The organism is Brevibacillus nitrificans (assembly GCF_003710965.1).
Lineage (GTDB): Bacteria > Bacillota > Bacilli > Brevibacillales > Brevibacillaceae > Brevibacillus > Brevibacillus centrosporus.
Genome location: NZ_RHHU01000003.1, coordinates 1,156,767 through 1,169,953, shown reverse-complemented (window position 1 = coordinate 1,169,953; position 13,187 = coordinate 1,156,767). Strand labels below are relative to the sequence as shown.

Annotated in this window: 14 protein-coding genes; 12 read left to right on the top strand and 2 right to left on the bottom strand. The window is 50.0% G+C overall.

Annotation, left to right across the window (positions count from 1 at the left end; genetic code table 11):
* The first annotated feature begins 5 nt into the window (after positions 1-5).
* From EDM59_RS07345 to EDM59_RS07310, 8 genes are all read left to right on the top strand, one after another.
* A complete protein-coding gene (locus tag EDM59_RS07345; RefSeq protein WP_122922992.1) occupies positions 6-737 on the top strand; it encodes an aspartate/glutamate racemase family protein in 732 nt (243 codons plus the stop codon).
* A gap of 73 nt (positions 738-810) precedes the next feature.
* The gene (locus tag EDM59_RS07340; RefSeq protein ID WP_122922991.1) at positions 811-1,605 is read left to right on the top strand and encodes a transporter substrate-binding domain-containing protein; all 795 of its coding nucleotides are present in this window, start codon (positions 811-813) and stop codon (positions 1,603-1,605) included.
* 11 nt (positions 1,606-1,616) lie between these two features.
* The gene (locus tag EDM59_RS07335) at positions 1,617-2,276 is read left to right on the top strand and encodes an amino acid ABC transporter permease (protein ID WP_122922990.1); all 660 of its coding nucleotides are present in this window, start codon (positions 1,617-1,619) and stop codon (positions 2,274-2,276) included.
* On the top strand, positions 2,269-2,991 hold the full coding sequence (locus EDM59_RS07330; RefSeq protein ID WP_122922989.1) for an amino acid ABC transporter ATP-binding protein: 723 nt from the start codon (positions 2,269-2,271) through the stop codon (positions 2,989-2,991). Before EDM59_RS07335 ends, EDM59_RS07330 begins: the two co-directional genes overlap by 8 nt.
* 32 nt (positions 2,992-3,023) lie before the next feature.
* The gene (locus EDM59_RS07325; RefSeq protein ID WP_122923415.1) at positions 3,024-3,860 is read left to right on the top strand and encodes a polysaccharide deacetylase family protein; all 837 of its coding nucleotides are present in this window, start codon (positions 3,024-3,026) and stop codon (positions 3,858-3,860) included.
* Between the two features lie 18 nt (positions 3,861-3,878).
* Entirely contained in the window at positions 3,879-4,718 is an 840-nt protein-coding gene (locus EDM59_RS07320) for a polysaccharide deacetylase family protein (RefSeq protein ID WP_122922988.1), read from the top strand.
* Positions 4,715-5,452, top strand: a complete 738-nt coding sequence (nfsA, locus tag EDM59_RS07315) for an oxygen-insensitive NADPH nitroreductase (RefSeq protein WP_122922987.1) — start codon at positions 4,715-4,717, stop codon at positions 5,450-5,452. Before EDM59_RS07320 ends, nfsA begins: the two co-directional genes overlap by 4 nt.
* 150 nt (positions 5,453-5,602) lie before the next feature.
* On the top strand, positions 5,603-6,898 hold the full coding sequence (locus EDM59_RS07310) for a helix-turn-helix domain-containing protein (RefSeq protein WP_122922986.1): 1,296 nt from the start codon (positions 5,603-5,605) through the stop codon (positions 6,896-6,898).
* Between the two features lie 99 nt (positions 6,899-6,997).
* Here the strand turns inward: EDM59_RS07310 and trhO are convergent, their stop codons facing one another.
* Entirely contained in the window at positions 6,998-7,942 is a 945-nt protein-coding gene (trhO, locus tag EDM59_RS07305) for an oxygen-dependent tRNA uridine(34) hydroxylase TrhO (protein ID WP_122922985.1), read from the bottom strand.
* A gap of 202 nt (positions 7,943-8,144) precedes the next feature.
* Here trhO and dut point away from each other — a divergent pair, with 202 nt between their 5' ends.
* Complete coding sequence (gene dut, locus EDM59_RS07300; RefSeq protein ID WP_122922984.1) at positions 8,145-8,681, top strand: dUTP diphosphatase; 537 nt, start codon at positions 8,145-8,147, stop codon at positions 8,679-8,681.
* A 72-nt stretch (positions 8,682-8,753) separates the two neighbouring features.
* On the opposite strand, the gene EDM59_RS07295 is transcribed toward dut, so the two are convergent.
* Positions 8,754-9,056 (bottom strand): DUF3846 domain-containing protein, encoded by a 303-nt coding sequence (locus EDM59_RS07295; RefSeq protein WP_122922983.1) that lies wholly within the window; start codon positions 9,054-9,056, stop codon positions 8,754-8,756.
* A gap of 117 nt (positions 9,057-9,173) precedes the next feature.
* Between EDM59_RS07295 and EDM59_RS07290 the strand changes: the two genes are divergently transcribed.
* The 3 genes from EDM59_RS07290 (at position 9,174) to EDM59_RS07280 (ending at position 13,023) form a co-directional block, all read left to right on the top strand.
* Positions 9,174-10,415, top strand: coding sequence for an NAD(P)/FAD-dependent oxidoreductase (locus tag EDM59_RS07290; RefSeq protein WP_122922982.1), 1,242 nt, complete (start codon positions 9,174-9,176; stop codon positions 10,413-10,415).
* A gap of 131 nt (positions 10,416-10,546) precedes the next feature.
* Positions 10,547-10,915 carry a heme-copper oxidase family protein gene (locus EDM59_RS07285; RefSeq protein ID WP_122922981.1) on the top strand — a complete coding sequence of 123 codons (369 nt, stop codon included), beginning with the start codon at positions 10,547-10,549 and terminating at the stop codon, positions 10,913-10,915.
* Positions 10,916-11,058: 143 nt separating this feature from the next.
* Positions 11,059-13,023 carry an FUSC family protein gene (locus tag EDM59_RS07280; RefSeq protein ID WP_246010932.1) on the top strand — a complete coding sequence of 655 codons (1,965 nt, stop codon included), beginning with the start codon at positions 11,059-11,061 and terminating at the stop codon, positions 13,021-13,023.
* Positions 13,024-13,187: the final 164 nt, after the last annotated feature.

Here is a 13,187-nt window from a genome sequence, read left to right as displayed (position 1 = left end):
GAATCATGCGCATCAAAGTCATCAATCCTGACTATGGAATGACAGCAGAAACCTTACGGAGTCGTGAGCGGATGCTGGCTGCGATCGCAAGGCCAGATACGGTCATCTCCATGGACTGCCTCACCGATTCCCGGGTTGAAATAGACTCTGCTTTGGATGTAGTCCTTGCAGGAGCCGAAATCGTGAAGCGCGCAAGCCAAGCCGAAAAAGAGGGCTATGACGCTGTCGTACTCTATTGCTTGAGTGATCCTGCCATCGTGGCATGCCGAGAGGTCGTCCGAATACCGGTGATCGGAGCCGGACAGGCTTCCATGCTCGTGGCAAGTATGCTGGGATATCGTTTTTCCATCCTTACGACCTCGTTTCAACGAATTCCGGAAAAAGAAGAGTCTGTCCGGTATTCGGGAGTGGATCCGAGCAGACTGGCTTCCGTGCGGAGTATCGCCATTCCAGGCGGAGATCCACGTAAAGACATTCCGACGACCGTTCGGCTACTGGTTGAGGCGGGACGAGAATGCTTGGAAAAGGACCGGGCTCATGTGCTGGTTCTCGGCTGTCTCAGCTTTGCGGGGATGGGGCAGGAGCTTTCCGAGCTAACGGGTGCACCCGTGGTCGATCCAGCCTTTGCAGCAATTAACATGGCAGAGCTTTTCCACTCTCAGCACTTGTCGCATAGCCGCATCGCCTATCCTGCGCCACCGGCCAGGGAGCGAAGCTGGAGCCACGGGGAGCTGTAGCCTGGCGCTTGTGAAGGACTTTCAAACCGGTTTCTCATTTTACATTTCATTATAAAAAGGGAGTTGTTCATCCATGAAAAAGAAAGCAATTGGTGGTGTCATTTTGACAGCGGTCCTGTCCGTAGCGTTACTGGCGGGCTGCGGAAATGGCGGACAAGCAGGGACGAATGCGGATAACAAAAAGTCGGACAAGGAATTGGTTGTCGTGACCAACGCAACCTTCCCGCCATTTGAATCCGTAGATACTTCAAGCGGAACGAAAAAATACGTTGGCTTGGACATCGATATCGCCAATCAAATCGCCAGCAATCTCGGTGTCACCCTGACTTTTAATGACATTGCCTTTTCCGGCCTGATTGGCTCTTTGATGGATGGACGAGCAGATTTTGCTGTATCTGCCATGTCTCCTACAGAGGAGCGCAAGAAAAACGTGGACTTCTCCGACTCCTACTTTATTCCTCGCAACGCGATCTTAGCGGCGAAAGGTTCAAACTATACGGCACTGGATCAAATGGGTGGCAAAAAGATCGCAGTCGTATTCGGCACAACGTATGAAAAAGATGCAAAGGCCATTCCAGGTGCGAACGTCGTAGCACTGGACAACAGTACGGCGGTGATTCAAGAGCTGAACAATAAACGTGTAGATGCAGCATTTATCGACGGCTCCCAGGCTGCGGTATTCGTACAAAAGAATCCTGAGCTGGAATTCCACCTGCTCCCACCAACCGATGATTCCTTTGCCTTTGCTTTCCCGAAAGGCTCCAAATGGGTAGAGCCATTTAACCAAGAATTGAAGAAAATGAAGGACAACGGTGAGTTGAATAAACTGATTGAGAAATGGCTCGGTAAAGAATTCAGCCAACAATAAAGGAGTCAGCTATGAATCTGCAATTTGAGCAAATCATTCCCAGTATTCCGTTCCTTTTGGACGGAATACTGGTCACGCTGAAGTTTACTGTCCTTTCTGCAATTGCGGGTTTTATTTGGGGAACAGTTCTGTCCTTGTTCAAAATTTCGGGATTTAAGCCGCTTGCCTGGTTCGGTATTGCGTATACATCGGTTTTCCGTGGTACTCCATTGCTGGTGCAGCTGTTTCTCGTCTACTTCGCGACTCCGCAGCTGACCGGGTATAGTATTCCTGCTCTGGAAGCTGCAGTCCTCACATTCGGGTTGAACTCTGCTGCGTATATATCCGAGGTGATCCGCGGGGGGATCCTGGCAGTTGATAAAGGACAGCGTGAAGCAGCTATGTCCTTGGGCGTTCCCTACCGCCGCATGATGATTGACATCATTTTTCCGCAGGCACTGAAGCACATTCTGCCTGCCCTGGTCAATGAGAGCATTGGACTTTTGAAAGACTCCACACTGGTAGCTACTATTGGCGTCATGGATATTTTGCGCGGGGCTCAAGTGATCCAAAATGAGACCTATCTGGCCTTTGAGCCGTTGATTGTAGCGGCCGCCATATACTACGTACTCGTCATGATCCTGACCTCCATCGCCCGCCAGCTTGAAAGGAGAGTGCGCAGAAGTGATTAAGATAGAGGGTCTATCCAAACGTTTTGGTAGTCTTGATGTCCTCCATGATATTTCAATGGAAATTAACAAGGGAGACGTTGTGGCGATCATCGGTCCTTCCGGGTCAGGCAAATCCACATTGCTTCGCTGCATGAATTTGCTGGAGACACCGACAAAAGGATCGATTCTCATTAAAGGGGAAGACATCACAAAGCCGAAGACCAATATTCTGACCGTACGTCAAAATATCGGGATGGTTTTCCAGCACTTTAATTTGTTCCCGCATATGACCGTTTTGCAGAACATGACCTATGCCCCCATGAAGGTAAAAGGAATTTCCAAAGAAGTGGCTGAGCAAAAAGGGATCGAATTGTTGACGCGAGTGGGTCTTCGAGAAAAGGTAGATGCTTACCCTGGCAAACTGTCGGGAGGTCAAAAGCAGCGGGTCGCCATCGCGCGTTCCCTAGCCATGGAGCCTGAAATCATGCTGTTTGATGAACCGACCTCTGCGCTTGACCCAGAAATGGTGAAGGAAGTGCTGCAGGTCATTCAATCGCTAGCGCATACCGGCATCACGATGGCGCTCGTTACACACGAAATGGCGTTTGCGAGAGAAGTGGCAGACCGTATCTGCTTCTTGGATGGGGGCAGGCTGGTAGAGGACGCAAAGCCTGCTGAGTTTTTCCAAAATCCAAAATCAGAGCGAGCCAAGCAATTTCTAGATAAAATGATTTAGCAAACCAGGAGGTGGCACAAAACGTGAACGATATGCGTTTGAAATGGCCGAACGGAGCACGGTGTGCCGTCATGTTGAGCTTTGACGTAGATGCGGAAACGATTTGGGCAAATGGAAACAAACATATCGAAGGCGGCGAAAGCTTTATTCGGTCCCTTTCAATCGGACAGTATGGTCCTCTGCGATCGGTTCCGCGAATTCTGGAGCTGTTGAAAAAATACGATCTTCCGGCAACATTTTTTGTCCCTGCGTGGGTGGCTGAACAATACCCGGAACCGTTTGTCGCGATTGCCAAGGATGGACATGAGCTGGGACATCACGGCTATTTGCATGAGCGCTTTGTTGATCTGACTTCGGAAGAGCAGATAGCTATTATTGAGCGGAGCCAGGCGATTTTCAAACAAATGGTGGGAAAAGAAGCGCGGGGTTTCCGGACACCTTCTGGGGACTGGGCAAAGCAAACGCCACAGTTGTTACGCGATGCAGGCTTCTTATACTCCAGCTCCATGCGCGGGGACGATCGCCCCTACCGAACGGTCCTGAATGGGGAGACTACGGACTTTATTGAGATTCCTCCAAGGTGGGAACTGGATGACTACGTGCAGTTTGGCTATAACCTGTATCCAGCCGAACCTGTTGGACAAGACCGCATAACGAGTCAGGAATGCGTACTGGATAATTTCAAACAGGAATTTGAAGGGTACTACCGGTACGGCCTGTGCTATGTGCTCATGATGCACCCGCAAATTATCGGCAAGCCTGGACGGATATTGATGCTGGAAAAATTAATTCAGCACATCAAGTCCTATCCGGATGTGTGGTTTGCTACAGGTGAACAAATCGCAGAGTGGTGGAAAGAGAACTACTAGAGAGTAGGAGGGCGCGGAATGCCTGATAACAATATTGTCTGGCCGAACAACGCGAAGTGCGCAGTTACGGTGACGATAAACTTGGACGCGGAGTATTTTTGGCTCAGCATGTTTCCTGATAGTATTCATCGTCCAAAAACTCTTTCGATGGGGCAATATGGTCCGCATCGAGGGCTCCAGAGAGTTTTGGATGCATTGGACCAGTACGGTATTTCAGCCACTTTTTTTGTTCCTGGAAAAGTAGCCGAAATCTATCCGGAACACATTCAGGAGATTGTGAGACGAGGTCACGAAATCGGTCATCACGGCTATGCACACGAGAATTTCGGTCATTTAACAGTGGAACAACAGCGTGAGGCATTAGAAAAAGGGTTGGAATCGTTAGAAAAGGTAAGCGGAACCCGTCCCGTCGGCTTCCGTGCGCCAGAAGGGGAAATGACCCAAGGAACCTTGGATTTGCTGCAGGAAATGGGCTTTTTGTACTCGAGCTCTCTGTTCGGAGATGATCGTCCGTATTTTCATAAACGGGACGGCCAACAAACCAGCTTGATCGAGCTCCCTTTGCACTGGGAATTAAATGACTTTCCTTTCTTCGCATTCAACTACACGCCTGCTTTTCCGGCAGGGCAGGGACGGATCGCCAATTACACACAGGTTCTGAGCACGTGGAAAGAGGAATTGAAAGGCTATTACGAGTATGGCCTGCATTATGTTGCCCAGTTTGACCCACAGACCATCGGTACGCCTGGCAGGATCGCTTTGCTGGAGCAGCTGCTCGAATTCATCCGGGAAAAAGACGATGTGTGGATCTGCAATGGACGTGAAATGGCAGAATTTTACGGGGTAAACCGGGCATGACGAACGAAACCGTAGCACTGATCCAAAGCCACAAGTCCATTCGGAAATATACAGATGAGCCAGTCTCCGAGGAAATTCTCGAGGCGTTGTTTGCTTCTGCCCAGTGGGCACCAACCTCCCATAATGTGCAGGCGTACAGTATTATCCGTGTCAAAGACAAAGAAACGCAAGGAAGGCTGGCAGAGCTTTGCTCGCAAAGATTCATTGGGACGAGCCCGGTCCTTCTCGTTTTTTGTGCGGATTTCCACCGATTGCAAATGACCTGCGAGATGCATGGAACTCGTTTCACACTCGGTGAGCCTGAAGATTTATTGGTAGGTGCAGTAGACACCGCGCTTGCCGCTCAGAATGTCATGATTGCAGCCCGATCGTTTGGATTGGGTGGCGTCATGATTGGCGGTATTCGCGATAACCCAGAGAAAGTAAGCGAGCTGCTAAAACTCCCGCGATACACCATGCCGATCATGGGCATGTGCTTGGGCTATCCGGCGGAAGATCCGCTGCAAAAGCCGAGGCTGCCCCAAAGTACGGTCATTCACGAGGACAGCTATCGATCTGATCGGACGCTCGCAGGCTTGGAGCAATACGAGACGATCTCGGCAGCCTACTATCAAAACCGGACAAACGGAAAAGAGACTAGGGGATGGACGATGCAGATGGCGGAGTATTTCAACACGGCCAGACGCGCGAATATCCGAGCCTACGTCGAGAATCAAGGTCTTCTAAATAAATAGTAGATACGAGGAGTTCTGCTCATGGATGCCATAGCCAGAACTCTTTTTTTTGCATTTGCGTATATACTGAAAACCTATTGGTGGGATATCATATAAGTGGTAGAAAATATGAATGTACTGATTAGTATGTGCGAAAGTAGGAATCATGGTATGTATCAAATCGGAGTTGTAGGGCCAAATACGTCGGTAGACAGGATTCTTGGTCTGGCTGATGAATTTGGGCAGGTCATGCGATTTATTCCCTTGCCATACAGTGAATTTCAAGAGACGCGAAACATTGTGAAGGAAAATGATCACCAAGTGGACATGTGGCTTTTCTCTGGGAAGCTGTCCTACTTGATTGCCAAGAGCGTGCTTGAATCGGACGAAAATCTTGTGCACATTCAACATACGGAGTCCAGTCTTTATCGGTGCTTTCTGCTGATGGCGTATCACCAGGGGAAATTTATCGAGCGTGTAAGTATTGACGAGTTAGCTGATTCACAGTTGGAAGTGGCTCTTCAACAGCTGGATTTTCCCGCCAAGGATCTTTTTGTGAAAACCTATGATATCGAGACCAATCCGGACGACTTGCTCGCATTTCATCTTCAATTGTGGCGAGAAGGAAAAACAGAGGGAGCCATCACCTGCTTTGAGGGTGTTTATCTTGCGTTGAAGGAAGCGGGCGTTCCTGCTTACTGGTTTACTCCAAGTGAGCTGGAGGTTCACCAAGCCTTGCGCATTTTATCAGAAAGAGTGAGAGCGTTTTATTTTAAGGATACACAGATCGCTGTCGAGATCATCGAAATTGACGACTTTGACAAAATTGCTGAAAACGCGAGAAATCCGTACCGATTGCAATACTTGGAGCTGCGGTTGAAGGAAGCTCTGATCCGACTTTGTGAGACGATCGATGGTTCACTGATGGAGCGCGGGAACGGCCGCTATGTGATTTTTAGCTCTCGTGGAGCGATCGAACGCAGAATTGACATGCTGAGAAAAACAATCGAGCAGCTCTCACTGGAGTCCGAGTCGAGAGTGGCAGTAGGAATTGGGTTTGGGGAAACCGTTTTTTCAGCGGAAGTGAACGCGCTCCGGGCCATTCAGCACTCCAAGGAAAAGACGGAGCCTGGAATTGTAATCGTTCAGGAGGATGGAAAAGTCATTGAAACGGCAGGAAAGGATCAAGGATTATCCTACTCCTATCGAATGGACGATCCACAGTTTCTGGATCAGTTAAAGAAAGCGAATGTAGGAATCCGCACCTATAACAAAATCGCCGCCTTTGTCAGAAGGATGGGGTGGACAAACTTTACCACGAAGGATTTAGCTACCCAGCTCCATCTTGATGAGCGAAATGTTCGTCGGATTATTACGAGCCTGTCGGAAGTGGGTCTGGCAGCTTATGTGGGGGAAGAGGCTACCTCTTTACGCGGGCGACCGAGTAAGATTTATCGTTTGGAGTAAATCAGAACAGCTAATTAGGGGATACAGCGAGGGGACGAGCGAGAAAAGCAAGAGAAAAGCTGACACCGTGAAGGGGGTCAGCTTTTTGTTTACACGATCTTATTTGCTTGCTCCGGCAGCCTCGAGCTTTGCCTTTTCTTCCGCTTCCACGAAACGGTTGCGAGGATGCTCGCGGCATTCATCCGAGCAGGAACGCTTGTAGGTTTGCTCGCACTCAGGGCAGCAGAAATGCTGTTTGTTGCAGAATGGGTTCGCGCAGTTTACATAGCGGTCTTCCACCTTGCCGCAGTAGTGGCAGCGTCCGATGACAACATCTTCTTCCGTGTGGTTGATCGGCACAGAGATGCGCTCGTCAAACACGTAGCACTTCCCATCCCACAGGCGACCTTGAACTTCCGGATCCTTCCCGTAGGTGACAATTCCGCCGTGAAGCTGATACACATTTTCAAAGCCTTGATCCAGCAGCACACCTGTCAGCTTTTCGCAGCGAATTCCGCCAGTGCAGTAGGTGAGTACTTTTTTGTCCTTGAACTGGCTCATGTTTTCGCGGATCCACTCAGGGAATTCACGGGAGGAATCCACCTCTGGGCGAATCGCGCCACGGAAATGACCGAGATCATACTCGTAGTAGTTGCGGCCATCGAGGACAACGACGTCATCTTGCTGCAGCATTTCGTAAAACTCTTTTGGGCTGAGGTACTTTCCTGTTTTCTCGTTAGGATCTACGTCATTTTCCAGACGCCAGGTAACGAGCTCTTTCTTTGGACGGACGAAGATTTTTTTGAAGGCATGCTCATCCGACTCATCTATTTTAAACCACATATCCGCGAAGCGCGGGTCTTTGCGTACGTATTCCATGTAAGCTTCTGTTTGTTCAATGGTACCGGAAACCGTTCCGTTAATTCCTTCCGGAGCGACGATAATCCGTCCCAAGAGGCCGTTGTCTTTGCAGAATTGCAAATGCTCGGCAGCGTACTCCTCGTAATTTTCAATCGGAGTATACTTGTAATACAGGAGAATGCGATATGGTTTTTGTACTTGCAAGGTACAATCCACCTTTCTTTTCACAATATTGATTTTTAGATACAACGGAGAGTATACCACATCGAATGTAAAAATGCGTAGAAAAAGAAAGGGATTTGTGAGCTTTCTATGAAAAAATGCGTGTAAAAGCCGCCTTGCTGGGAGGAGAGCCTTCTTGTACACTATGAGAGGATCATAGGTAGAGAAAAAGGAGAGACGAATCATGATGCTAACAGGTGAACGCGTAACCGCACAGGTAAAAATAAAGAAGCTTCATCCCGATGCAGTCATCCCACAGTATGCACGCGCAATGGATGCCGGCTTTGACTTGGTGGCAGTAGAGGATGTCCTGATCGCACCAGGCGAATCAGTGAAGGTGCCGACTGGATTGGCATTTGCCTTGCCGGAAGGTTTTGAGCTGCAGGTGCGTCCCCGTTCGGGAATCAGCGCGAAAACAAAGCTGCGTCTATCGAATGCGCCAGGAACGATTGATGCCGGTTATCGCGGGGAAGTGGCTATTCTCGTTGACAATACGCGGGAAGCAAGCCGCGCGTACAAAAACGTTTGTCTGGATGCCAGCGAAAAAGAAGTTACCTTGGATAAAGAAGTGGACATCCATAGCTATCTGATCAAAAAAGGGGACCGACTCGCGCAAGGTGTGATCGCGATTGTTCCGGTTGCCCAGTTTGAAGTCGTTGACGAGCTCGATGAGACCGAGCGTGGTACAGGCGGCTTTGGAAGCAGCGGCATCAAAGGCTAGTAACGCGTCATTATACTCAATCAGGATGACAAAAGCCCCTTACTGTTGTAAGGGGCTTTCCTGTTTCACCGGTTAAACTTTCGCTGTCAAAAATTGATTGATCCGCTGCAGGTCTTCGTCGGATAGGGATCGTCCATCTTCTTTGACAAATACACAGGTGCCATATACCCAATCCAGATACCCCTCTGAGGTAATCGGAAAATTATTGGCTTCCACTCCGCGTGCATCTTCATTGACGATCAGGGAGATTCCTGCAAGGCTGTCGTCTACTACGACTTCGATCTCGCCTCCGACCAACTCCTGCAGCTCGTCCTGTCCGTCTACCTCGTAGGAAAAGGCAGCTTCGTGCGGGCGTTTGACGTACACGTGAATCATGCTCGACCACTCCTTTGACCTTCATCATACCCGAAAAGGACAAAAGGCGCGATAGCAACGGATTAGCCAGTGGGCGTTGGTTATCCTAAAAGGGATCACGAATGAGGGGACATGGACATGAACCTGATGACAGGAAAATTGTATTGGCCGACAACACTTGCCGAGCCGCCACGATACCCAGAACTTTCGGAAGACTTGCTTTGCGAGGTCGTGATCGTGGGCGGAGGGATTGCCGGAGGTCTATGCGCCCACTATTTGATGAAGCACGATGTGGATGTCGTGTTAATAGAAAAAGGATGGATTGGGGAGGGAAGCAGCCGAGCCAACTTGGGGATGCTGCAATTCGCAAATGATAAATCGTTGACTTCCTGTATGCGCTCCTTTGGGGAAGAGAGAGGAAGACGATTTTATCAATTATGCCGTCAAGCACTTGATCAGCTTGAGATCATCTCCCGTTCCTTGACGATTTTTCCTGATTTTCAGCGGAAAGACAGCCTTTATTTTGCCAGTCAGCCGCAGGATGTCGAGTCGCTTCGTACCGAGTACGAAACCCTGATCCAGCATGGATTCCCCGTCTCTTACTGGGGGCAGGAAGAGATCGAGAGCCATTTTTCCTTCTCCAAGCCCGCGGCCATTTATTCCAAGGGAGATGCGCAGATCAATCCATACAAGCTGACCGTGGGACTGATAGCCGATGCTGCTGCTCGAGGCATGCGGGTATATGAGCATACAGAGGTCGTCCATCAAAAAGAGGAAGCAGGAGATATGCTCATCCTGACAGGAAAGGGAAACCGTATCCGGTGCAAACGGATTGTATTTGCCACCGGCTATGAAGCACAGGCCTTGAAACGCAACCCAAACGCAATCCGATCCAGCACATCTGCGATTGTGACGAAGCCGGTCAAAAGCTTTCTCGGATGGCCGAAAGCCTGCCTGATCTGGGAGACAGCCCGACCCTACATGTACATACGGGCAAACGAGGAAGGGCGCATCATTGTAGGAGGATTGGACGAGCCGAATACAGACCCCAAACATCGCGAAATGACAGTGCTGAGCAAGCGAGATCTGCTGCTAGAGAAGGTACAGGCTTTATTTCCGCAGCTAGCTCTGGAGGTGGAGTACTACTGGTCCGCAGCATTCGCCTCCACCCACGATGGCCTGCCCATGCTCGGGGACCAAAAAGACTACCCGAATTGCCTGTTTTCGCTTGGATATGGGGGAAATGGCACTGTCTATTCAACGATTGGCGGGCAGATCATTGCCGATTTGATTGTAAAGGGAGAAAATCCTGACGCAGCCCTGTTCTCCTTTGATCGTCCGAAATTCGCTTCATCTGCCCCGAAGTCGAGCCATTCGTAACGGATTTCGTCAAGAGCGACAATCCGTTTTTTTGTGCTGGGCAAAAGAATCGGGGAAGGCAGTGTTTTCTGGTACTTAGTTCCTAGGACCGGAAATAAGGTTAGAGTGTGACCGCGAAAGGAGGTGAAGAAATGGCGGCTCGCTTTTTGAAAATCGCTACCGTTTACTTTGTTCTAGCCATTATTTTAGGAATCGTTATGGGAATCACGCATGTTTTTGCCTATGCATCTGTCCACGCCCACCTGAATCTGGCGGGGTGGGTCACGCTTGCAATCATCGGACTGATTTACAAAGCTTATCCCCAAGCAGCTGGGAGCAGGCTTGCGAATTGGCATTTTTGGCTGCACAATCTTGGCCTGCCGGTTATGCAGGGATCCTTGTTCCTCATGATCCTAACGGGGACAGAATCCTTCGTTGTAGGGGCCATTATTGGTTCTTTGGTACTCGGGATAGGCATTCTGCTTTTTGCGATCAATGTATGGAAGCATGTCACGGAATAGGTGCTTCTATCGCCAAGCAGCGCGAGCTTTCGGATGGGAACCCGAGTGCACGCGCTGTTTGGGCTTGGGAGGGGACGGTGAATAGAAGGAGTTGGAATGAGTCAAGATAGGTCTATCTTTTCTCGCGGGGAGGGGGTAGGTCTATGCAAAAGAGCATGCACAAAAAGAGTGGGATCGTGCCCTCCAAACAATGGTACACAGCTCTTCTTACGACCATTTCGCAAGCCTTCCAATTGAAAAAGAACCCGCTTCCGTGGGGCAGGGCGATCGGCGCTGGCATTTGCTCCGGAATCCCTGTATTGCTTGGATTGCTAGCGGGAAATCTGCCCTACGGGATGCTCGCCGGGATCGGCAGCTTTACCTATTTGTACGTATTCAATATTCCTTACGCCCAACGTGCAAAAAAACTGTTGTTCGTCATGCTCGGACTCGCCTTTTCTGTCGGCTTGGGGACACTGGTGGCTCCCCACCCCTTGGCGGCAGCGATTACAGTGGGATGGATCGGCGCCGTTGCAACCTTTATCTTTGGAGCATACAAAGTAGCGGGACCTGCTGCTATTTTTTTTGTCCTGGGCTTCTCCCTTGCAACCGGAATGCCGATTGACCAGTCGGCAGCTCCGCTTCGGGCAGGGCTGGTCCTGCTTGGGGGAGCCTTGGCATGGGTGATGGGCATGAGTGGTTGGCTCCGCAATCCACATGGACCGGAGACTACCGCGCTGAAAAAGGTTTATTTGGAGCTCGCCAAATTCATGGACTCGGTAGGCAGTGCAAAGGCACATGAGGAGAGGCAAAAACTGGTACTTTTACTCAAATCAGCTGAGGAAACGTTGTATGCTGGGCACATCTCCTGGCAGCAATCCGCTGAATACCAGCGACTTCATTCCTTGAATGATCAGGCCAATGCCATTTTCCTCGACATCCTTGCCCATATGGATCAATCGAAGGACAGGCTCCCCGCATATTTAGGACGATCTGTACAAGCGATAGCCTCTGCGCTCGGGGAAAAGGACAAGAGGCAGCAAGAAGAGAAGCAGCGAGAAGAGCCTTATGAGCACAGCGAGGTCACAGAACGACTGGAGGCCAGTATCCGTGAGGCGTTGGCGGTGCTGGAGGCACCTGTCGCCACTCTGGAGCAAGAGAAGGTCGGGAGGCGAACATCCTTTTGGGTGGTGATTGGCGGTTCATTTGATAAAAATTCGATTGTGTTTCTCACATCGGTTCGCTTTGGACTGGTATTGGCCGTCGCTGCGATTCTCGCCTATTCCTTTGAGCTGAACCGATCGTATTGGGTAACGTTAACCTGTGCAGCGGTGATGTCCGGTTCGACGATTATTGCCACATTTCACCGTGCGATTCAACGGTCGATAGGTACAGTCGTCGGTATCCTAGTGGCTATCATCGTTTTGGCTGCGCATCCCCACGGACTTCTCATCGCTGTATTCATCATGCTACTGACCGCATTGACGGAGCTGTCAATCGTCCTCAACTACGGGCTTGCTGCCTTCTTTCTTACACCCAATGCCCTGCTTTTGGCAGAGAGTATGGGACAGCAACAGAGCATCTCCTTTTATGCTTCGGCAAGGCTCATCGATGTGCTTTTGGGCTGTGCGATTGGACTTGTTGGGACCTTGCTTATCGGGAGGCGCCAGGCGTCAGCCTTACTGCCGCACTACATCGCGAAAACGATTCGCAGCCAGCAGCAATATTTGTTAACGCTTTTTTCCGAGCAGAAAAATCAATCCGATCTCAGAGCGTCGATGGAACGAAGAAAAATGCAGACGAACCTGAGCAATTTGCGGATTGTTTATACGACAGCAACAGGAGAAATCCCCAGTGATAAAACGAAGCTGGAATTTCTCTGGCCTGTCATTTTCTCCATCGAGCAGATCGGCTACCTGCTCGAATCCTGCTTGAAATCGGCTCAGTGCCCCATTCTCCCGGACCAAACGCTGTCACAGCTTTTGCTCGTCTTTGAGAACATGGCGAAATCAGCGGAGAGACAAACCTCTTCCGCTAAAAAAACGATCCCCCCAATCAGCGGATTCCCACAGTTGGAAAGGGAAATTCGAGAATTGCAGGACGCGCTGGTCATGAGCGTCAAAGCTTAACGGTAAAGAGCTCCTTCGCTTGCGGAGGAGTTTTTTTGCATTCGACATGATCCCTGTCCCCGGGATGTGCCCAATTTCTTCCCTGGGCAAATGCCACCCGAACTTTGCCTAGGGCTTCGGCATAATGTACATGGAAATATGGTTGACAGGAAGAAAAAGGCAAG